The 20,479-nt window shown below is 73.6% G+C and carries 19 protein-coding genes; 8 read left to right on the top strand and 11 right to left on the bottom strand.

From position 1 onward, the window contains the following. Positions 1 to 65: 65 nt before the first annotated feature. Complete coding sequence (locus O2V61_RS07625) at positions 66 to 1,298, top strand: ornithine cyclodeaminase (protein WP_269182696.1); 1,233 nt, start codon at positions 66 to 68, stop codon at positions 1,296 to 1,298. Between the two features lie 45 nt (positions 1,299 to 1,343). Here the strand turns inward: O2V61_RS07625 and O2V61_RS07620 are convergent, their stop codons facing one another. The 4 genes from O2V61_RS07620 to O2V61_RS07605 are packed head-to-tail and all read right to left on the bottom strand — an operon-like array spanning position 1,344 to position 4,427. Continuing rightward, on the bottom strand, positions 1,344 to 2,378 hold the full coding sequence (locus O2V61_RS07620) for an ROK family glucokinase (protein WP_269182695.1): 1,035 nt from the start codon (positions 2,376 to 2,378) through the stop codon (positions 1,344 to 1,346). Continuing rightward, positions 2,375 to 2,818, bottom strand: coding sequence for a hypothetical protein (locus O2V61_RS07615; RefSeq protein WP_269182694.1), 444 nt, complete (start codon positions 2,816 to 2,818; stop codon positions 2,375 to 2,377). Before O2V61_RS07615 ends, O2V61_RS07620 begins: the two co-directional genes overlap by 4 nt. After that, entirely contained in the window at positions 2,815 to 3,996 is a 1,182-nt protein-coding gene (locus tag O2V61_RS07610) for an ArsA family ATPase (RefSeq protein ID WP_269182693.1), read from the bottom strand. The genes O2V61_RS07615 and O2V61_RS07610 overlap by 4 nt, the downstream gene beginning before the upstream one ends. Then, the gene (locus O2V61_RS07605) at positions 3,996 to 4,427 is read right to left on the bottom strand and encodes an SRPBCC family protein (protein ID WP_269182692.1); all 432 of its coding nucleotides are present in this window, start codon (positions 4,425 to 4,427) and stop codon (positions 3,996 to 3,998) included. The genes O2V61_RS07610 and O2V61_RS07605 overlap by 1 nt, the downstream gene beginning before the upstream one ends. Before the next feature lie 174 nt (positions 4,428 to 4,601). Here O2V61_RS07605 and O2V61_RS07600 point away from each other — a divergent pair, with 174 nt between their 5' ends. Next, the gene (locus O2V61_RS07600) at positions 4,602 to 6,395 is read left to right on the top strand and encodes an AMP-dependent synthetase/ligase (RefSeq protein WP_269182691.1); all 1,794 of its coding nucleotides are present in this window, start codon (positions 4,602 to 4,604) and stop codon (positions 6,393 to 6,395) included. Positions 6,396 to 6,426: 31 nt separating this feature from the next. Here the strand turns inward: O2V61_RS07600 and O2V61_RS07595 are convergent, their stop codons facing one another. The 4 genes from O2V61_RS07595 to O2V61_RS07580 all read right to left on the bottom strand — a co-directional run bounded on the left by O2V61_RS07595 (position 6,427) and on the right by O2V61_RS07580 (position 10,704). Continuing rightward, entirely contained in the window at positions 6,427 to 7,560 is a 1,134-nt protein-coding gene (locus tag O2V61_RS07595; protein WP_269182690.1) for a glycosyltransferase family 4 protein, read from the bottom strand. After that, positions 7,557 to 8,840 (bottom strand): M48 family metalloprotease, encoded by a 1,284-nt coding sequence (locus O2V61_RS07590; RefSeq protein ID WP_269182689.1) that lies wholly within the window; start codon positions 8,838 to 8,840, stop codon positions 7,557 to 7,559. The genes O2V61_RS07595 and O2V61_RS07590 overlap by 4 nt, the downstream gene beginning before the upstream one ends. Positions 8,841 to 8,928: 88 nt before the next feature. Next, entirely contained in the window at positions 8,929 to 10,023 is a 1,095-nt protein-coding gene (locus O2V61_RS07585) for a C40 family peptidase (protein WP_269182688.1), read from the bottom strand. Positions 10,024 to 10,332: 309 nt separating this feature from the next. Further along, positions 10,333 to 10,704: a hypothetical protein gene (locus O2V61_RS07580; RefSeq protein ID WP_331254207.1), complete on the bottom strand. Its 372-nt coding sequence runs from the start codon at positions 10,702 to 10,704 to the stop codon at positions 10,333 to 10,335. A 278-nt stretch (positions 10,705 to 10,982) separates the two neighbouring features. On the opposite strand from O2V61_RS07580, the gene O2V61_RS07575 reads away from it, so the two are divergent. After that, entirely contained in the window at positions 10,983 to 12,845 is a 1,863-nt protein-coding gene (locus O2V61_RS07575) for a DEDD exonuclease domain-containing protein (RefSeq protein WP_269182687.1), read from the top strand. After that, positions 12,842 to 13,132, top strand: coding sequence for an Lrp/AsnC family transcriptional regulator (locus O2V61_RS07570; RefSeq protein ID WP_269157032.1), 291 nt, complete (start codon positions 12,842 to 12,844; stop codon positions 13,130 to 13,132). The genes O2V61_RS07575 and O2V61_RS07570 overlap by 4 nt, the downstream gene beginning before the upstream one ends. A 75-nt stretch (positions 13,133 to 13,207) precedes the next feature. Here O2V61_RS07570 and trpD read toward each other — a convergent pair whose 3' ends face one another. Continuing rightward, a complete protein-coding gene (trpD, locus tag O2V61_RS07565) occupies positions 13,208 to 14,254 on the bottom strand; it encodes an anthranilate phosphoribosyltransferase (protein ID WP_269182686.1) in 1,047 nt (348 codons plus the stop codon). A gap of 4 nt (positions 14,255 to 14,258) precedes the next feature. Continuing rightward, positions 14,259 to 14,681: a hypothetical protein gene (locus tag O2V61_RS07560; protein WP_269182685.1), complete on the bottom strand. Its 423-nt coding sequence runs from the start codon at positions 14,679 to 14,681 to the stop codon at positions 14,259 to 14,261. A gap of 135 nt (positions 14,682 to 14,816) precedes the next feature. On the opposite strand from O2V61_RS07560, the gene ctaE reads away from it, so the two are divergent. Genes ctaE through qcrB form a run of 4 tightly spaced genes read left to right on the top strand, consistent with a single transcriptional unit; the run spans position 14,817 to position 19,112 of the window. Continuing rightward, positions 14,817 to 15,431 (top strand): aa3-type cytochrome oxidase subunit III, encoded by a 615-nt coding sequence (gene ctaE / locus O2V61_RS07555; protein ID WP_331254206.1) that lies wholly within the window; start codon positions 14,817 to 14,819, stop codon positions 15,429 to 15,431. An 8-nt stretch (positions 15,432 to 15,439) separates the two neighbouring features. After that, on the top strand, positions 15,440 to 16,321 hold the full coding sequence (qcrC, locus tag O2V61_RS07550; protein ID WP_269182684.1) for a cytochrome bc1 complex diheme cytochrome c subunit: 882 nt from the start codon (positions 15,440 to 15,442) through the stop codon (positions 16,319 to 16,321). Beyond that, positions 16,318 to 17,430, top strand: a complete 1,113-nt coding sequence (gene qcrA, locus O2V61_RS07545; protein ID WP_269182683.1) for a cytochrome bc1 complex Rieske iron-sulfur subunit — start codon at positions 16,318 to 16,320, stop codon at positions 17,428 to 17,430. Before qcrC ends, qcrA begins: the two co-directional genes overlap by 4 nt. Then, the gene (gene qcrB / locus O2V61_RS07540; RefSeq protein ID WP_269182682.1) at positions 17,430 to 19,112 is read left to right on the top strand and encodes a cytochrome bc1 complex cytochrome b subunit; all 1,683 of its coding nucleotides are present in this window, start codon (positions 17,430 to 17,432) and stop codon (positions 19,110 to 19,112) included. The genes qcrA and qcrB overlap by 1 nt, the downstream gene beginning before the upstream one ends. 939 nt (positions 19,113 to 20,051) lie before the next feature. Here qcrB and O2V61_RS07535 read toward each other — a convergent pair. Continuing rightward, positions 20,052 to 20,453, bottom strand: a complete 402-nt coding sequence (locus O2V61_RS07535) for a cytochrome c oxidase subunit 4 (RefSeq protein WP_269182681.1) — start codon at positions 20,451 to 20,453, stop codon at positions 20,052 to 20,054. Between the last annotated feature and the right edge of the window lie 26 nt (positions 20,454 to 20,479).

Raw genomic sequence — 20,479 nt, 5'->3', positions numbered from 1 at the left:
GCTGCCCCCCACGCCTCCTGAGCTCGCGGCGGGGTCCTGCCCGGGGCTGTCGCTAGCCTGCGGAGATGACCTCCTCGACGCACTCCGCCGTCGTCACCCTGACCGGTCACCTGATGGACACCGGGATCCTCGCCCGGGTGCTCGACGACGTCCTCGAGTACGGCGGTGACTACCGGATCGACCGCCTGGACCTGGGTCGTCAGCACCAGGACGAGTCCCGGGCGCTGGTCGAGGTCAGCGCGAGCGAGCCCGAGCTGCTGGACCGGATCCTGATGCGGGTGCAGGTGCACGGGGCCAACGCCGTCGACCCCGGGACGGCGACGACCCGGCCCGCCCCCTCCGACGGCGTCTTCCCGGAGGACTTCTACTCGACCACCAACCTGGAGACCCTGGTCCGGCTGGACCGGGACTGGGTGCGGGTGGAGCGTCCGGAGATGGACTGCGGCCTGGTCGTCACCGACGGACCGGTCGTACGGACCGTGCCGGTCAGCGACGTCCGGGCCGGGGACGCCGTGGTCTGCGGCGCCCACGGCGTGCGGGTGGAGCTGCCGCCACAGGCCCCCCGCGGCGACGAGGACGACTTCGGGTTCATGTCCTCCTCGGTCTCCAGCGAGAAGCCCCAGGCGCTCCTGGTCCGCCAGATCGCCGAGCGGATGCGGGAGGTCAAGGCCGCCGGGAAGCGGGTGCTGTGGGTCGGCGGCCCGGCCGTGGTCCACACCGGTGCCGCGCCGGCGATGGTCCGGCTGGTGCAGGCCGGCTACGTCGACGTGCTCTTCGCCGGCAACGCGCTCGCGACCCACGACATCGAGTCCTCGCTCTTCGGCACCTCGCTCGGGGTCGACCTCGCCAAGGGATCCGGCGTGCCGCACGGCCACGAGCACCACATCCGGGCGATCAACACCATCCGGGCAGCCGGGTCGATCGCCGCGGCGGTGGGGAACGGCGTCCTCACCGGTGGGGTCATGCACGCGATGGTGCAGGCCGACAAGCCGTTCGTGCTGGTCGGCTCGGTACGCGACGACGGCCCGCTGCCCGACGTCATCACCGACGTCATCGACGGTCAGCGGGCGATGCGCGCCGAGCTGCCCGACGTCGGCTTCGCGATCATGGTGGCCACCATGCTGCACTCGATCGCCACCGGGAACATCCTCCCGGCGTCCGTGCCGCTGGTCTGCGTGGACATCAACCCGGCGACGGTGACCAAGCTGGCCGACCGGGGCAGTGCCCAGGCGATGGGCATCGTCACCGACATCGGCCTCTTCCTGGAGCAGCTGGCCCGCGAGCTCGCCCCCGAGTGAGGCACCCGGCAGCGGGGCCCGCCGGCCCCGCTGCCGTCCTCGCCGTCAGACCTGCTGCTGGTCCTCGCCGTCGGCGACGGCGCGGCGGACCAGGTCGGCGGCGCCGACCATCCCGGCCTGCGCGCCCAGCTCGGCGGCCACCACCCGCGGCCCGGGCCGGAACCCGCGACCGGGCAGGGCCCGCTCCAGGCGCTCCCGGGCCGGCGCGAGCACCGTCTCGCCCAGCACGCTCACCCCGCCGCCGATCACCACCACGTCCGGGTCGAGGATCGCCGAGAGGTCGGCGATCCCCTGGCCCAGCCAGGTGCCGACCTCGCACAGCAGCTCGATCGCCAGCGGGTCGCCGTCGGCGGCGGCCTGCGCCACCACCTCGCCGGTGATCCGCGCGGCGTTGCCGTCCACCCGGTCGAGCAGGTCGGCCGCGGCCGCCGGGGAGTTGTCGGCCACCTCCCGCGCGGTGTGGCCCAGCGCGTTCCCACTGGCGTACTGCTCCCAGCACCCACGGTTGCCGCAGGCGCACAGCCGGCCGTCGGGCACCACGCGCATGTGACCCCACTCGCCGGCCACGCCGTGCGAGCCGCGCTGCAGCCGGCCGTCGACGACGATGCCGCCGCCGATCCCGGTGCCCAGGGTGATCATCAGCATCAGGCTGCTGCCGCGGGCCGCGCCGTAGCGGTACTCGGCCCAGGCCGCCGCGTCGGCGTCGTTGCCCACCCAGAGCGGGCGTTGCAGCCGGTCGGCGAGGTCCTTGCGCAGCGCCTGGTTGCGCCAGGCCAGGTGCGGGCTGAACAGCACGGTGTCCCCGGTGCGGTCGAACCAGCCGGCCGCGCCGACGCCCACGCCGACCAGCGGGTCGCCGTGCCGCTGCGCGAGCTCCTCGACCACCGCCGTGATCGCGTCCTCGGTGGCGGTGACCGACTTCCCGGGGGTGGCTCGGCGGGCGGTGTCCAGGATCGTGCCGTCGGGGGCGACGACACCGCCGGCGACCTTGGTGCCGCCGATGTCGATGCCCAGCGCAGGCAGCTGCGCGGCCCGGCCGGTCGCGGTCGGGCCGTGGCGCTGCAGGTCGGAGACGGTCACGCGACGTCGATCCGCTGGACGGGGGCAGGGGCCGGGTGGGTCACGGTCTCCTCGGGAGGGGCTGGTGCGTCCGCGGCGCGGACGTCGGGAGCGGGGGCCTCGGGCGCGGCAGCGCTGCCGTCCGGATCAGGGTGGGTCGTCTGGGCACGCAACGCGGTGGCTGCGCTGGCGAGCACGTCGGCGAGCGCCTCGACCAGGTCGGGACGGCGTCCGCGCAGCGCTGCCAGACCGGCGCAGACCGGGCACCAGCGGCAGTCCTCCGCCGACGGGGGCGCGGCCGCACCGTCGTCCTCGGGTCGGGCCGGGTCAGGCCGCGCGGCGGGCGTGCCGAGCAGACCGCCCAGCGCGTCGGTCAGCCGCGCGCCGGCCGCGTGCTCGGCGGCCAGCCCGGCAGCCAGCCGGCGGGCCTGCTCGACCCAGTCGGGGCCGGGCGCGGTCACGCCCCGCTCCCCTCGGCCGGCGCACCGGCCGCGGCACCGGCGGCCAGCAGCCCGGCCGGCCACTGCTCCGGGTCGGGGGCGAAGCGGACCTCCAGGACGGCGCGGGCCGTGCCGGGCTCGGTCAGCGACCCGCCGGAGACCGTGCACCGGCGCAGCAGGGCGTCCAGCGCGAGGGACCGGCGCGCCCCGGCGGCGGTGACCACCAGGTCGTCGGCCCAGCGGGTGAGCTCGACCTCGCCACGGCGGGCGAAGGGCAGCGGCACGTCCAACAGCCACTCGCCGTCCACCCGACGGGGCGCGGCCTGCGTCCGCGGCTGCGGTGCGGTCTCGGGCACTGCGGCGTCCAGCGCGAGCAGCTCGGCGACGGTGGCCGGCGCGGCGGCGGCCTCGGCCACCTCGTGCACCGGGTCCAGGAGCGCGCGCACCGAGCGCAGCGCCTGCTCCTGCACCGCGGCCCGCTGCTGCCACCACTCCCCCGGGCCGGCCGGGAGGAGCCGGGCGACCGTGGCCGAGGCGATCCGCTGACCGAGGACGCCCAGCGCGGTCGCCGTGTGCTGCAGGTGGTCGGCGGCCGCTGCCTCGGGGCGCAGCACCAGGTGGACGGCGGTGTGCGCCGGGTCGGCCAGCGGCACGGCGTCCAGCAGCTCCTCCGTCGCCGCGGCGCCGGCGAGCAGCCCCGCGGTGACGCCGGCGCGGCCCGGGGTGGCGGCCGCACGCACCGTGGCGAGCACCCGCAGCCGGGTCGGCGCGGCCTGCGCCACCCACCAGCGCAGCGCCCCCGGGAGGCCGAGCAACGCCGTCGCCGCCGCCGTCGGGCCGGGGTCCAGCACGACGACGTCGACGTCCCCGGAGCGGAGGTGCCCGGCCAGGGCGGTGAGGAGCGTGAACTCGGCGACGCCCGGCAGCGCGACGACCGAGGTCGCCGGTGGCACGGTGAGCAGGGGCAGCGCGCCGGACAGCTGGCCGACGTGCCGGGCCCACAGCTCCTCCAACGCCGGCTGCGGCGTGGCGACATCGACGGTCAGCCGGTCGGGGAGGTCGGCGATCCCGGCCGGCTGACCGGTGAGCAGCACGCACCGGGAGCCGGCCGCGGCGAGCCGGACGGCGGTGGCCGCGGCCACGGTGGAGCTGCCGGCGCCACCGGGGCCGGTGACGAGGAGGACCTGCACGGCGCGCATCAGCCCTCGACGCGCTTCTTGAGCTCCTTGAGCGCGGTGTCGAGGATGACCTTCTCGGCCTTGCGCTTGATCATCCCGAGCATCGGGATCGACAGGTCGATGGTGATCGAGTACGTGACGGTGGTGCGACCACCCGACTCGGCCAGGGAGTAGGAGCCGTCCTGCTGCTTCTGCATCTGGCCCTGCACCAGGGTCCAGTCGACGCGGCGGTCGTCGTCCCAGGTGTAGTCCAGGACGTAGTCGTCCTGGACCGCGCCGGCGTCGAGCACGAAGTGCACCCGGCGGGCCCGCCCGTCGGCCCCGGTCTCCAGCACCTGCACCTGCTTGGCTGCCGACACCCACGACGGGTAGGCCGGGAAGTCGGCGATCACGGCCATGACCTCGGCCGCTCGCGCGTCGATGACGATCGACTGGGTGGACTGGTCAGCCATGGGGCGGAGGGTAGTCGCTGCCCCCCTCCGACCTGGCCTCCTCCCGGGCCACCTGCCTCCTCCGGGGTCGCTCGGCTACTGCGCGGGGGCTGCGCGGACTAGATTGGGTGCCGGACCCTGGTCCGGAGCGGCGGGGCGACGGAGCCCCCGGCCGGCCAGGACAGAGAGGACGGCGTGCGCGAACTGAGCGTTCCCCCCACCGCCAGCGTGGGGCCCGATGACGCCCTGACGGACATGGTCGCCACCAACGCGGCCGAGCACCCCGACGAGGTCGGGCTGCGCCGCCAACAGGCCGGTCAGTGGGCCGACGTCACCTACGCGGAGTTCGCCGCCGAGGTCTCCGGTGTCGCCAAGGGGCTGATCGCCGGTGGCGTGCAGGCCGGCGACCGGGTCGGGCTGATGGCCCGGACCCGCTACGAGTGGACCGTCCTGGACTATGCGATCTGGACCGCCGGCGCCGTCGTCGTCCCGATGTACGAGACCTCCAGCGCCGACCAGGTCGCCTGGATCCTCGCCGACTCCGGCGCTCGGGCGATCGTGGTGGAGAGCGCCGAGCACGCCGCGACCGTCGAGTCCGTGCGCTCCGAGGCCCCCGAGCTGGGACCGGTGTGGGTGATCGACGACGGCGGGCTGGCCACCCTGACCGCGGCGGGCACCGACGTGCCCGACAGCGAGCTGACCGCCCGCCGGGCCACCCTCTCCGCCGACAGCCTGGCGACGCTGATCTACACCAGCGGCACCACCGGCAGGCCCAAGGGCTGCGAGCTCACCCACGCCAACTTCCTGTTCGAGATCCGCAACGGCATGACCCTGCTGAGCCGGTTCATGAACGCCGACGGGTCGCTGCTGCTGTTCATCCCGCTGGCCCACGTGTTGGCCCGGGTCCTGCAGGTGGGCGCGCTCAACACCCGCACGGTCATCGGGCACACCCCCGACATCAAGGACCTCGTCGGCGACCTCGGGCGGTTCCAGCCCACGTTCGTGCTGGCCGTGCCCCGGGTCTTCGAGAAGGTGTTCAACGGAGCCAAGGCCAAGGCCGAGGCCGACGGCAAGGGCAAGATCTTCGACAAGGCCGCCCAGGTGGCCGTCGACTGGTCGCGGGCGCAGGACACCGGCGGCCCGGGGCTGGCACTGCGGCTGCAGCACGCGCTGTTCGACCGGCTGGTCTACGGCAAGCTGCGGGCGGCCCTCGGCGGACGCTGCGCCGGCGCCATCTCCGGCGGCGCACCGCTGGGCGAGCGGCTCGGCCACTTCTTCCGGGGCATCGGGGTGACGATCTTCGAGGGCTACGGCCTGACCGAGACCACGGCGGCTGCCGCGGTCAACCACGACGCGGCGCTGCGCATCGGCACCGTCGGACGCCCGTTGCCCGGGGTCGACACGGCGATCGCCGACGACGGCGAGGTGCTGCTGCGCGGCGGGATCGTCATGCGCGGGTACTGGAAGAACGAGAAGGCCACCACGGAGGCCATCGACGCCGACGGCTGGTTCCACACCGGCGACCTCGGTGAGCTCGACGCCCAGGGCTTCCTCACGATCACCGGGCGGAAGAAGGAGATCCTGGTGACCGCGGGCGGCAAGAACGTCGCCCCCGCCGTGCTGGAGGACAGGCTGCGGGCGCACAAGCTGGTCAGCCAGTGCATCGTCGTGGGCGATCAGCGGCCCTTCATCGCCGCCCTGGTCACGCTGGACGCCGAGGCGCTGCCGACGTGGCTGAAGGCCCAGGGCAAGGACGCCGCGCTGACCTCCGAGCAGCTGCGCGACGACCCCGACCTGCTGGCCGAGCTGGACGCTGCGGTCGCCGAGGCGAACAAGGCCGTCTCGCAGGCCGAGGCGATCAAGAAGTTCCGGGTGCTCGGCGACGACTTCACCGAGGACAACGGCACCCTCACCCCGAGCCTGAAGCTCAAGCGGGCAGTCGTGATGAAGGAGTTCGGCGCCGAGGTCGAAGCCCTCTACGCCCGGTAGCACCTGACCGCCGGCATGTTCGGCCCCGCGCTCACGGCGCGGGGTCGAGCACGTCGGCGAAGGCGGACGCGATCGTCGTCCAGGACCACCGCTGCTCCACCCACGCCCGGCCGGCCGCGCCCATCGCCCGCGCACGTTCCGGGTCGGCCAGCAGGTCGGCCAGCACGTCCGCGACTGCCGCGGCTGACCGCGGGTCCACGACGTGCCCGGTCACGCCGTCCTGGACGGTCTCCGGTGCACCGCCCGAGGTGCCGGCGACGACCGGCCGGCCACAGGCGGCCGCCTCCAGGAACACCATGCCCAGCCCCTCGACGTCCAGCCCACCGCGACGGGTACGGCAGGGCATGGCGAACACGTCCCCGGCCGCGTAGTGCGCCGGCAGGTCCGCCGGCGCCACTCCCCCGGTCAGGACGACGGAGCCGGCCAGTCCCCGGGCGGCGATCGTGCGCCGCAACGCCGGTTCCAAGGGGCCGCCGCCCACCAGCAGCAGCTTCGCCCGGGGGTGCCGGGCCAGCACCTGTGGCCAGCCCTCGACCAGCACGTCCTGCCCCTTGCGGTGCACCAGCCGGGACACGCAGACGACGACGGGGTCGGCCCCGAGGCCGTACCGGGCGCGGACCGCCGCCCCGTCGGCTCCCGGGGTGAACCGGTCGACGTCGACCCCCGGCGAGAGCTGGACCAGCTGGGTGCGGTCCCCCAGCGCCGGGGCCAGCCGGCCGTGGGTGTACTGGCTGATGTAAGTCAGCACGTCCAGGCCGGCGGCGATGCGCTGCAGCAGCTGCCGGGCCGCGGGCAGCGCCACCCAGCCGGTCTCGTGGCCGTGCGTGGCCCCGACCAGCCGCTCGACCCCGGCACGGCGCAGCGCGGGCGCCAGCAACCCCAGTGGTGCCGCGGCACCGAAGAACGCCGTCCGGCACCCGTGCTCGCGGGCCAGCCGGGCGGCCGTCCGGGCGATGCTCGGCGTGGGCAGCAGCATGCCCGTGGGCGCACGCACCACCGGGTAGGGCAGCGCGGCGTCGTACGCGGCCGAGCCGGGGTGGTCCGAGGCCAGCACGACCAGCGACTCCGGCGGCCGGGTGTCCAGCAGGGCCTCGACGAAGGTCTGGATGCCACCCTGCCGGGGCGGGAAGTCGTTGGTGACGACCAGCGTGCGACCCCCGCTCACCGGTCGCGCACCGCCACCCAGTCGGCGGCGAAGGCGATCCGCTGCGGCACCGTGGGGTGCGACCCGAACGCCCACTGCCAGATCGCGGGCGGGTCGGGGTCGTTGAGGTTGGCACCGCCCAGCGCCTGCTGCACCGCCACGAAGGAGTCCGGGTCCCCGGTCAGGTCGAGCGCGTGCAGGTCCGCCCGCGCCTCGATGTGCCGGGAGACCAGGTTCTGCACCGGCGTCGACGCCAGGGTGCCGAGGGAGAGCAGGAGGAGCAGCAGCCCCACCACCGCCCCGTCCCCCGGCCCCTCGGCGCCGGCCCGGCGGAGCAGCGGCGTCGAGCCGAGCAGCCAGCCCAGCAGCGCGACCCCCGCCCCGGCGCCCAGCGCCCCGATCAGCGTGCCGGTCAGGACGTCGTCGTTGGCCACGTGCCCGAGCTCGTGGGCCGTGATCGAGACGACCTCCTCGTCGGGCCGCTGGTCCAGCAGCGTGTCGTAGACGACGATCCGACGGGTCGAGCCGAAGCCGGAGACGTAGGCGTTCAGCGCGGTCGTGCGCCGGCTGGCGTCGGCGACCAGCACGTCCTCGACCGGGGTGCCGCTGCGCTCGGCGAGTGCGATCAGCTCCGTGCGCAGCGGGCCGGCCGGCATGGACTCGAAGCGGTTGAAGGCCGGCTCGAACACCAGCGGGTACAGGAACGACCCGACGACGACCAGCGCTGCGGCTGCTGCGCCCGCCCACGCCCACCACGTGCGGGGGGCCCGCCGGGCCAGCGCGACGAGCGCCAGCAGACCCAGGGCGGTCAACCCGGCGGAGATGGCGAAGGACGTGGCGACGTCACGCGCCCACAGGTCCCATCCCCGCGTGGACAGGCCGTAGCGGCGCCGCACCACCTCGCCGTAGGCGGTCAGCGGCAGGGTCACCAGCCGGCCGACGAGCAGGATCGCGATCGAGCCGAGCAGCACCTGCCATGCCCAGCCACCGCCCAGCGGCCGGGCGACGGCCCGCGCGGTCGCCGCGCCGGCCCGGGTGAGCCCGAAGACCGCCGAGACGAGCAGGCTCAGCACCAGGGCGGTCAACGAGGCCGGCCGCAGCGCTGCGGCGAAGGACTCCGCCCGGGTCACCTGCTCCGGGTCGAATGCGGCGCCCGGATCGACCGGGGTGCGGCCCCCCGGCGGCACCGGGAGCACGTCCCACGGAGTGGCCACCACGATCACGGCGACCAGGGCGGCACCGAGCACCGCGGCCACGAGCAGGGCCGCACGCCGGGAGCCGGCGGCTCGTCCTCGACTCATCCGCGGGCTGTCGAACGAGGCGGGAGGTGCACGACGCCGAGCTTAGGCAGGCTCCCTGTGACCCGGCAGGAAGGCCGGGGCCACCGGATCAGCCGAGGATGCGGCGTGCCCCGGCGTACCCGGCCATGTCGACGCTGGTGACCTGCACCGGGACGCCGAAGGTGGCCGCGTGCACCATCTGGCCGTTTCCGATGTACATGCCCACGTGGCTGATCGGGCTGCGGAAGAAGACCAGGTCGCCCGGCTGCAGTTCGCCCCGGGACACCGCGGTCCCCATCGTGGCCTGCAGGCGGCTGGAGTGCGGCAGGGTCACCCCGGCCGCCGCGTAGGCGTACTGGGTCAGGCCGGAGCAGTCGAAGGCGTCCGGCCCGCCGGCGGCCCACACGTAGGGGTCACCGAGCTGCGCCATGGCGGTGTCCACGGCGACCTGGGCCGAGGAGCTGGTGGCCACCACCTCGGCCGGCGGCTCGAGCACGGGGCCGGCGTGCTCCTCGACCACCTCCTCCTGCTGGACCACGCTCAGCGCGTCGTACTGCGCCTGGTACTCGTCGACCCGGGAGGTCAGGTCCCGCTGGCGGGCGGTGACGTCCTGCAGCGTCTGCGCCGCGGCCGCGGCGGCGGCCTCGGCCTGCGACTGGGCCTGCGCGGCAGCGGTCGCCGCTGCGGTGACCTGGGCGAGGACCTCGTCCGTGTGCCCGGCGATGGCGTCCAGGGTGGTCACCTGGGCGAGGAACTCGTCCGCCGACCCACTGCTCATGAGGGCGTTGAAGCGGGACAGGTGCTCGCCGGTGAAGGCGCTCCGGGCGACTCGGCGCACCTGCTCGTCGAGGGCGGCCAGCTGGGCCTGCGCCTCGGCGACCGTCCCGCCCGCAGCGGCCGCGGCTGCCTGCTGCTGGACCAGCGTCTCCTGCGCCTCGTTGAACTGCTCGGTGACGACCTCGAGTTCGTGGGTCGCGTCGGCGACCAGCTGGGTGGCCTGCTCCGGGCTCGTCGCCTCGGTGACCTGACCACCCGGCGCGGCAGCGGCGTCACCCGGCAGGACCGCCAGGGTCAGGCTCGCGGCGACGACGGCCACGACCCCGATGCCCAGCCGACCGGCGAGACGCCCGCAGGGCGCGGGCACCGGGGTGTCGACGGCGGGGGCCGTCGAGGCGGGCAGGGCGCGGGACTGAGGACTCGCCACGGGCGGCAGGACTCCGTTTCTCGACTCGGACCGCCTACCGGGTCACCGGACGCATCCGGGCTCTCCAGGAGCCCCGGTCGCTGGCACGGTGTCCCGCTGCCCGAGAGCTCACCTCAGCGCTGCGGCGGCCCCCCGGTGCACCACCCCGGCGCGGGTCGGTGGTTCGGCGGCGTCCGACCGAGGTCACCCTCTGTGGCGACTTCGTCTCGCTCAGACATGACGACCGTAGGTCCGTGACCAGACCGAGACCTAGCCCTGTCAAACCCGGAATCGACCCCAGGACCTGCCAAATCACAAGACTGCGATTTGTCAGCTCACGTGGCGGTCGCCGCGGAACGACGCATCCTGATGACGCAACGGCGGAACCAGCCCGAACTCTGCCAAGGCGCGGACGGCCCGCCGTTCCACGTCGTCCCACTCGACGACCGGGCGCGCGACCTCGGCACCACGCTCACCGGGCCCGCTCTGGCCGTCGGCGGTCGCCTCCCCCGGTGCGGTCCCGGCCGCCAGCACGCTCTCGCCGGTCGGGGCCCCGGCCGAGACGCCCGGCCGGCGTCGCGTGAGCGGCACGACGGTGGGTGCACTCCCCCGCCAGTCCGGTGGGGCGCCCAGCAGGACGGTCACGACGCAGTCGTCGCAGCCCTGACCGCGGACGGTGCAGGTGTCGCAGTCGATGAGCACAGCGGCTCTCCTTGTCTCCTGTGATCCAGACACCGCGGACCGTAGGAGCGACCACCGACAGTTCTGCCCAGCTCCCGGCCGGCCAGCGGCCTGCACGGCTCCGGCCAGCGGCCTGCACGGCTCCGGCCAGCGGCCTGCACGGCGTGGCCTCCCGGGGACTGTCGGACCCCCGACCTAGCGTCCGCGGCGTGCCGTCCGTACCTGCCCCGCACCCAGCACCACCTCCGGTCCCGGTCCCACCGACCACTGCGGCGCCCGCCCCCTCACCGTGGCGACAGGTGGCGCTCCCCGGCCGGCACGGGGCGCCGGACGAGCCGCGCTTCCAGCAGTCGACGATCGACGACCTGGGCACCCCGCTGGCCGGGGTCACCTTCGTGGTCGTCGACCTGGAGACCACCGGGGGCTCGCCGAAGAACAGCGCGATCACCGAGATCGGGGCGGTCAAGGTCCGCGGCGGCCAGGTGCTCGGCGAGTTCCAGACCCTGGTCGACCCCGGTCACGAGATCCCGCCCTACATCAGCGTGCTGACCGGGATCACCTCGATGATGGTGGCCGCGGCCCCCCGGATCGACGCGGTGCTGCCGGCCTTCCTGGAGTTCGCCCGCGGCGCCGTCCTCGTGGCCCACAACGCCCCGTTCGACCTCGGGTTCCTGCGGGCGGCCTGCGAGGCGAGCGGAGTGCCCTGCCCGGTGTTCGCGTCGGTCGACACCGCCGTCCTGGCCCGCCGGTTGCTCAGCCGCGACGAGGTGCCCAACTGCAAGCTGGCCACGCTGGCGCCGTACTTCTCCACCTCCACCCAGCCCTGCCACCGGGCACTGGACGACGCCCGGGCGACCGTCGACGTCCTGCACGGGCTCTTCGAGCGCCTCGGCCCCCTGGGCATCACCTCGCTCGAGGAGCTGACCGGGCTGACCCGCCAGGTCGACCCGCGCCGTCGCCGCAAGCGTCACCTCGCCGAGCACGTCCCCTCCGGTCCCGGGGTGTACGTCTTCCGCGGCCCGCGCGACGAACCGCTGTACGTCGGCACCTCGGGCGACCTCCGCAGCCGGGTGCGCAGCTACTTCTCCGCCGGCGAGCAGCGCAGCCGGATGACCGAGATGATCACCCTCGCCGAGCGGATCGAGGCGCTGCCGTGCGCGCACGACCTGGAGGCCGCCGTCCGGGAGCTGCGGCTGATCGCTGAGCACAAGCCCCGGTACAACCGGCGGTCCCGCTTCCCCGAGCGCGCGCTCTGGGTCCGGTTGACCGATGAGCCGTTCCCCCGGCTGTCCGTGGTGCGCCGGGTGCGGCCGGGGGCCGGTTCGTTCCTCGGGCCCTTCCCCGACCGGCGGGCGGCCGAGGCCGCCGTCGCCGCCGTGCACGAGTCCGTGCCGCTGCGCCAGTGCACCTCCCGCCTGTCGCTGACGGTGCTGGGCAGCGCCTGCGCTCTGGCCGGGATGGGCCGGTGCGGGGCCCCCTGCACCGGCGACCAGTCCCGCGAGGAGTACTCCGCGGTCGCCGCGGTGTTCCGTGCGGCCGTCCAGTCCGATCCGCGCGACCTGGTCGCCCCGTTGCTCCACCGGGTCGAGCAGCTGGCCGGGGAAGGCCGGTACGAGGAGGCGGCCGTGCTGCGCGACCGGGTGGCCGTGCTGGTCCGGGCGGTCCGGCGGCGACAGCGCCTGGAGTCGCTGGCCACCGTGGCCGAGCTCGTCCTCGCCCGCCCCGACGGCAGCGGGGGCTGGCAGCTGGCGGTCGTCCGTCGTGGCCGACTGGTCGCGGCCGGCGTCGCCGAGCATGGGCGGTCCGTCCGCGGCCACCTGGCCGACCTGCGCGCCACCGCCGAGACCCCGACCGGGCCGGACGACGAGCTGGCCGCCACCGTCGACGAGGCCGAACTGGTGCTGCGCTGGATGGAGAGACCCGGCACCCGCCTGGTCGACCTCACCGGCACCCTGGCCAGCCGCACCCCGGGCACAGGTGACTACAGCGGCTTCCTCGCCCAGGTGGACGCCGGCCTCGCCGAGCGAGACCCCTTCGCCGACACCCGGTCGCTCAGCACCCGCAGCCAGCCGGACCGGGTCACCGCAGGTGCCCCGGCGGCCGGTCGGCGCACCGCCGGACGGCGCGGCCGGGTCGCGACCGGGCTAACATCCCGGACGTGATCACCGCCATCGTGATGATCGATGCCGCCACCGACTCGATCGGCGAGGTGGCCGAGGCGGTCGCCGCGCTGCCTGGGGTCAGCGAGGTCTACTCCGTCGCTGGCGACGTCGACCTGGTCGCGCTCGTCCGCGTGCACGAGTTCGAGGAGATCGCCCAGGTCATCGCCGGGCGGATCAACAAGGTTCCCGGCGTCGTCGACACCGCCACCCACATCGCCTTCCGCGCCTACTCGCGCCACGACCTCGAGGCCGCGTTCTCGATCGGCTTCGAGTCGACGGACCAGTAGCTCACCCCGGGCGTCGGGCGCTCTCGTCCCGCGTCCACCCGGGTGTGTCCCGGGGCCGGGGGAACGACCTGGTCGTCACTCCCGTGCGGCGCGGCTGACCCGCACCCAGTCCGCGAGCTTCGCGGCCGCCCTGCCGTCGTCGATGGCGGCCGCGGCATGCTCCAGCCCCGCCCCCAGTGCGTCGTGCAGCCGTGACCCACGGGTGTCGAACGCGGCGAGCGCGCCGGCCGCGTTGAGCACCACCGCGTCGCGGACCGGTCCCGGTTCGCCGGCCACCAGCCGACGCACCACCTCGGCGTTGACCTCCGGACCCCCTCCGCGCAGCGCCCCCGGCGCGGACACCGGGATGCCCAGGGCCGTCGGGTCCAGCCGCTCGGAGACCACCTCGCCGTCGCGCACCACCCACACCGCGGAGGTCGTGCTGGTGGTGAGCTCGTCCAGCCCGTCGTCCCCGCGGAACACCAGCGCCCGGCCCCCCCGGTCCGCGAGCACCTGGGCGAGGACCGGGGCCATCCGGGTGTCCGCACAACCGATGGCGGCCGCGACCGGACGGGCCGGGTTCGTCAGCGGGCCCAGGAAGTTGAAGACCGTGCCGATCCCCAGCTCCCGCCGCGGCGCGGCGGCGTGCCGCATCCCGGGGTGGAAGACAGGCGCGAAGAAGAAGCCGATCCCCGCTTCGAGCACGCACTGGGCCACTGCCGGGGCGGGCAGGTCGATGACCACCCCGAGCGCCTCGAGGACGTCGGCGGTGCCCGAGGCCGAGGACGCAGCCCGGTTGCCGTGCTTGGCCACGGGGACGCCGGCCGCTGCGGTGACGATCGCGGCCATCGTGGAGATGTTCACCGTCTGCGCGCCATCGCCTCCGGTGCCGACGATGTCGACGCACTCCATCGGCAGCTGCACCGGGGTGGCCTGTTCCAGCATCGTGGCGGCGAGCCCGGAGACCTCCTCCGGCGACTCCCCCTTGGCCCGGAGCGCGACGACGAACCCGGCGACCTGGGCCGGCGTCGCCTCCCCCGTCATGATCTGGCGCATCGCCCAACGCGTGTCCTCGGCCGCGAGGTGCTCGCCGCGGGTCAGCCGGGTGAGCAGGCCGGGCCAGGTCGGGCTGGCTGACGTCATCGGGTCAGCGTCGGACGGCCGGGCGCTGCGCTGCCCGGTCCCGCAGCAGTCCGGCGACGACCTGAGGCGCGGTCAACGGGTCGACCGGATAGGCCAACGTGGCGTCGGCCATCGACCAGTGGGCCAGCCAGCGGTCCGCCTGCCGAGCGATGAGCACCACGAGGTGCGGGCAGTCGGCGATCTCGTGCTTCAGCTGGCGGCTGATCCCCATGCCACCGGTCGGCTGCGCCTCACCGTCCAGCACGCAGAGGTCGACGCCACCGCGGTCGACGGCCGCCACCACCTCGTCGGCGGTCGCGCACTCCAGGTACCTGAGCGGCCCCACGTCGGCGGCCGGCGCCGTGCCCAGGGCCGTCCGGACGGCGGTGCGGACCTCGGCCCGCTGGCTGAAGACCAGCACGGTGGCCGGTGTGGAGTCGAGGCTCACCCTCGCGAGCCTAGTGCCCGGAGGGAGAGGGGCGGGAGGGCGGCGTGCCGGGCCTCTCGCAGGTGGCCGCACCGAGCGCGCCACGCCCACCGACCCCGCGTCGTGGGATGGCTGTCCCGATGCCATGATGGGCCGGTGACAACGGCCCCCGTGGCGAGCAGCACCTTCGACACCTCGCGGGTGCACTCCCTGACCCGACCGAACATGGTCAGCGTCGGCACGATCGTCTGGCTCGCCAGTGAGCTGATGTTCTTCGCCGGCCTGTTCGCCATGTACTTCACTGCCCGCGCCCGAGCCGAGGACGGCTGGCCGCCGGAGCCCACCGAGCTGAACGTGCCGTACGCACTGGCCTTCACCCTGATCCTGGTCGCCTCGTCGGTGACCTGTCAGTACGGCGTCTTCGCTGCGGAGATCGGCAACGTCTACGGGCTGCGGCGCTGGTTCACCATCACGTTCGTGATGGGGCTGATCTTCGTGATCGGCCAGATGTTCGAGTACCGCACCCTGGTCGTCGACCACGGCACGACCATCTCGTCCTCGTCCTACGGGTCGGTGTTCTACCTGACGACGGGCTTCCACGCCCTGCACGTGATCGGCGGCCTCATCGCCTTCGTCTTCGTGCTCATCCGGTCCACGATGGGCCGTTTCACACCCGCCCAGGCGACCTCGGCGATCGTTGTGTCGTACTACTGGCACTTCGTCGACGTCGTGTGGGTGGGCCTCTTCATCACGATCTACCTGATCAAGTAGGGAACCGGGTGTCCACCACGAACGCCTCGTCCGAAGCCCCCCTCGAGGGCGGCCCCCGCAGGTTGCTGCGCCGCCGGCCGCCCGCTGGCACGCCGGCCGCTGCCGCCCGTGACCGGCACCGCTCCAAGCAGCGCCGCCGCCTGGCCAACGTGGCCGGGCTCATGGCCGCCTTGATCCTGACCGGGGTCGCCTACTCCGCCTTCGCCCCCGGGGCCATCGCCGCTGACGAGACGTCGGACTCGGAGTCCATCGCCGTCGAGGCCGGCCGTGAGCTCTACGTCCTCAGCTGCATCACCTGCCACGGCTCCAACCTGCAGGGGGTGGAGGACCGCGGCCCCTCGCTCATCGGCGTCGGCTCGGCCTCCGTCTACTTCCAGGTCTCCACCGGCCGCATGCCGCTGGTCCGCCAGGAGGCGCAGGCGCCCGAGCACCCCGTGGTGTTCACCGAGGCGGAGATCGCCCAGTTGATGGCCTACGTCCAGGCCAACGGTGGCGGCCCCAGCGTCCCCTCGGGCGACCTCCGCGACGGCGAGCTGGCCGAGGGCGGCGAGCTCTTCCGCCTGAACTGCGCCTCCTGCCACAACTTCGTCGGAGAGGGCGGCGCCCTGTCCTCCGGCAAGCGGGCACCCTCGCTCGACGGCCTGACCGACGAGCAGATCTACGCGGCGATGCTGACCGGCCCGGAGAACATGCCGGTCTTCGGTGACAACCAGCTGACACCGGAGGAGAAGCGCTCGGTCATCGACTACGTGCAGACGATCCAGGACCAGGCCGACCCCGGTGGCGCCGCGATCGGCCGCGCCGGTCCGGTGGCCGAGGGCCTGGTCCTCTGGGTCGCCGGTGTCGGCGCCCTGCTGTTCGGGATCTTCTGGATGGGGACGAAGGCGTGACCACGACGGACAAGAACCCCGGTTCGGCCGGCGGGAGCGCAGCGACCGGCCCCAGCCACGGCGGTCCGGACGACGAGCACACGCCCGCCCAGCTCGCCGCGATGGACCGCACCGAGCTGGACCGGCTGGGTGCCCGCTACGACGGTGTCGAGGTGCTCCACGTCGAGCCCGCCCCGGCCCCGGGTTCGGCACTGGAGAAGCAGGCCACCCGCCAGGTGACCATGTGGTTCGCACTCGCCGGCGTCTTCGCCGTGGCCTTCCTGGTCGTCTACGCCGGCTCCGGGTGGTTCCTCCCCGACTGGGAGTGGGAGGTCGGCGCCGCTCCGTGGAGCGCGCTGTTCACCCCGCTCCTCGGTCTGGCGATGGGCCTGTCGCTGCTGTGCATCGGCATCGGCCTGGTGCAGTACGTCAAGAAGCTGCTGCCCCACGAGACCGCGGTCCAGGACAAGCACGACGGTTCACACTTCGACCGGGTCACCACCGGCGCCACCCTCATGAGCGGCCTGGACAAGTCCGGCCTCCCCCGCCGCAAGCTGCTCCTGGGCACCATCGGTGGCATGGGGGTCGCGTTCGGGGCCATGCTCATCGCCCCGCTCGGTGGCCTGATCAAGAACCCGAACACCGGCAACCCGCTCGGCACCACGTCGTGGGCCGAGGGCGTCCGCCTGCTGCGCGACGACGGCACCCCGATCCGCCCCGGTGACCAGCAGCCCGGCTCGTTGGAGACCGTCTTCCCGGCCGTCGCGGGGGGCAACTTCCAGTCAGACGCGGCGACCATGCTGATCCGGCTCCGGCCGGAGCAGCAGCTCAGCGACGAGCCGCGGGAGGGTCAGGCCGACTTCTCCTACGGCGACTACGTCGCGTACTCCAAGATCTGCACGCACGCCGGGTGCCCGGTCGGGCTCTACGAGCAGGAGACCGGCCGCATCCTCTGTCCGTGTCACCAGTCGCAGTTCCAGGTGACCCAGGGCGCGCGACCGGTCTTCGGGCCGGCGACCCGCGCACTCCCCCAGCTGCCCATCACGGTCGACGACGAGGGCTACTTCGTGGCACGGAGCGACTACATTGAGGCAGTCGGCCCCACCTACTGGAACCGGGAACGGATCTGATGGCCACCACCACGGCGGCGCCTGGTGCGCCGACGACCAAGATCGGTCAAGCTGCACTCGAGGTCGATGATCGTCTGATCGTCGCCGGTCCGCTGCGTCGGACCCTGAACAAGGTCTTCCCCGACCACTGGTCCTTCCTGCTCGGGGAGATCGCGCTCTACTCCTTCATGATCCTGCTGGTGTCGGGCACCTACCTGACGTTCTTCTACGACGCCAGCATGGAGGAGGTCGTCTACGAGGGCGTCTACGCACCCCTGCGGGGCGTGGAGATGTCGGCGGCCTACGAGTCGACTCTCGGGCTCTCCTTCGACGTCCGCGGCGGGCTGCTGATCCGGCAGATCCACCACTGGGCCGCTCTGCTGTTCGTGGCCTCGATCGTGATCCACCTGATCCGCATCTTCTTCACCGGTGCGTTCCGCCGGCCGCGTGAGACCAACTGGCTGATCGGCGTCGTCCTGCTCGTCCTGGCGCTCCTCATGGGCGTCACCGGCTACTCCCTCCCCGACGACCTCCTGTCGGGAACGGGCCTGCGGATCATCAGCGCGATCATCCTGTCGCTCCCGGTCATCGGCACCTGGGCGCACTGGGCCGTCTTCAACGGTGACTACGTCGGCACGGAGATCATCGGGCGGTTCTACATCGCCCACGTGCTGATCATCCCGGCGATCCTGCTCGCGCTGATCGCCGCGCACCTGCTGATCCTGGTCAAGCAGAAGCACACGCAGTTCCCGGGTGCCGGCCGCACGGAGCACAACGTCGTCGGGAACCGGCTCTTCCCCACCTTCGCCGGCAAGGCGACGGCTCTCCTGTTCATCGTGTTCGGGTTGTGCGCCGCCCTGGGTGGCCTGGTCCAGATCAACCCGATCTGGCTGTGGGGTCCGTACAACCCGGCGCAGGTGTCGGCAGGTTCGCAGCCGGACTGGTACATCGGCTTCCTCGACGGCTCGACCCGGCTCTTCCCGGCCTGGGACATCAACCTGCCCGGCGACTACACGATCCCGGCGCTGTTCTGGCCGACCGTCGTCGGTGCCGGCCTGATGTTCGCCGTGCTGGCGTTCTATCCGTTCATCGAGCGGAAGCTGACCGGGGACACCGCGTCCCACCATCTCCTGCAGCGCCCGCGCGACGTCCCTGTGCGGACGGCGGTGGGTGCCATGGCGCTGACGTTCTACGTCATCCTGTGGATCTCCGGTGGCAACGACCTCATCGCGGACAAATTCGACATCAGCCTCAACGCGATGACGTGGTTCGGCCGGATCGGCTGCCTCGTTCTCCCGCCCTTCGCCTACTGGATGACCTACCGCCTGTGCCTGGGGCTCCAGCGGCACGACCGCGAGGTCCTCGAGCACGGCATCGAGACCGGGGTCATCCGGCGGCTGCCCAGCGGCGAGTTCATCGAGGTCCACCAGCCCCTGGGCCCGGTGGACGAGCACGGCCACGGTCAGCTGGCGTACGGCGGTGCCTCGGTGCCGAAGAAGATGAACCAGGTCGGCGGCGCACGCCGGGCGATCAAGGGCTTCTTCAAGCCGATCGAGGAGCCGGCCGAGGTGCAGCGGCAGGCCGAGCTGGACGCCCGCGGGCTGGAGGCGGAGCAGGCTGACCGCCAGTCCATCAGCTCGGGTCGCCCCTCCGAGGGCGGCCGTCCCTCCGAAGGCGGGCGGCCCCAGGCTCCGAGGGACTGACCCACAGCACCAGCCCGACAGCAGGCCCCGACGGACTCGTCCGTCGGGGCCTGCTGCATTCCCTGGTGGACCTCAGTGGCCGAGGCCGGCCCAGAGCCGGCCGAGCACACCACTGCCCGCGCCGTGAGCACTCCCCCATGGCGCAGGTGCCGGCCTCGCTCCCGACGATCATGGAGCTGGCGATCCGGCACGCCGGTCAGCAACGGCGCGTCCTCCCGCTGGGTCCATGATCGTCGGGAGCGCTCCACTCCCCGGGGACCAGGGCGCGGCACCTCGCCGGTCCGCTGGCCCCCCCCCCGGCCATCTGCAGCGGGTGGCGACGCCTCGCTCGCCGGGTCGAGTGCACCTCTGACTGCCCCGTGGCCCGGTCCATCGGCTACAAGGGCCTGGCCCGCTGCCCAGCCCGCCCCGGCCCCCACGCGGCCGCCCGCCACCCCCAGGTCCCGCTGGTGGGCGTGGGCGCTCAGCTCCGGTGCCGCGGCGGTCCACCCGCCGACCCCGCCGCCACCGAGGTCGTCCCGGGCGCCGGATCACGCACAGCTGGGTGCCCGGACCTCCCGTTCCCCGCCCCGGAGCTGGCTCCAGCCTCAGCGCTGCCCCGGGCCACTGCGGTCCTGCCAGGGGCACCGTGGCGAGCACACCGAACGGTCCGTCAGCCCGGGCGTCCTCTTCGTCGCGGACACGTCTCTGGCCGGGAGCTCAGCCACCCGTCCAGGACTGGATCAGGTGGCCGCCCCGTGGGTGCCGGTCGGCGATGCGACCTTCCGGTAGCGGGTCCGGAGAACCCATCGGCCCGGTACCGGGGTGACCGGGACCGGTGGCGTTCCGTGGCTGAGACGGGGCCACCGCACCCCAGCGACGTGTACAGGCACAGACGCCGAGCGGGGCCCCTTCCCGACTGGGAAGGGGCCCCGCTGAGTCGTCCGGTGCTGCTGGCGGTCAGCTGTGCGCGTTCTGCCCGACGTAGTACTCGAACAGCAGCCCACCGATGGTCACGAGGAGCGCGACCGCACCGATGAGAACCAGCCACGGGTACCAGAAGGCCAGCGCGAGGCCCATGATCCCGGCGGAGAACGCCAGCCCGAACGGCCAGTAGCTGGCCGGGCTGAAGAAGCCCAGCTCGCCGGCCCCGTCGGCGATCTCGGCGTCCTTGCGGTCCTCGGGGCGGTCATCGATGCGACGGCTCACGAACCAGAAGAAGCCACCGATCAGGGCGGTCAGGCCACCGGACAGCGCGAGCGCCGTCGTCCCGATGGGCTCCCGCGCCCAGAAGCCGTAGACCACGGCGGTCACGAGGCAGAACACCGTGATCAAGTTGAAGATGAGCGCTTCGACCTTCACGGCCGCTCCTCCAGGTGAGGCTGAGT

Origin of the sequence: Modestobacter sp. VKM Ac-2985, from assembly GCF_026967925.1 — a bacterium.
Classification (GTDB): Bacteria; Actinomycetota; Actinomycetes; order Mycobacteriales; family Geodermatophilaceae; genus Modestobacter.
Note: the sequence above shows the minus strand (reverse complement) of the source record. Positions and strands in the feature narration are given on the sequence as shown.

What these genes read in the sequence shown, in the direction of transcription:
- O2V61_RS07590 (WP_269182689.1), bottom strand. Translation starts at nt 8,840, where the DNA reads ATGAGTCGAGGACGAGCCGCCGGCTCCCGGCGTGCGGCCCTGCTCGTG.
- O2V61_RS07625 (WP_269182696.1), top strand. Translation starts at nt 66, where the DNA reads ATGACCTCCTCGACGCACTCCGCCGTCGTCACCCTGACCGGTCACCTG.
- O2V61_RS07610 (WP_269182693.1), bottom strand. Translation starts at nt 3,996, where the DNA reads ATGCGCGCCGTGCAGGTCCTCCTCGTCACCGGCCCCGGTGGCGCCGGC.
- qcrB (WP_269182682.1), top strand. Translation starts at nt 17,430, where the DNA reads ATGGCCACCACCACGGCGGCGCCTGGTGCGCCGACGACCAAGATCGGT.
- O2V61_RS07605 (WP_269182692.1), bottom strand. Translation starts at nt 4,427, where the DNA reads ATGGCTGACCAGTCCACCCAGTCGATCGTCATCGACGCGCGAGCGGCC.
- trpD (WP_269182686.1), bottom strand. Translation starts at nt 14,254, where the DNA reads ATGACGTCAGCCAGCCCGACCTGGCCCGGCCTGCTCACCCGGCTGACC.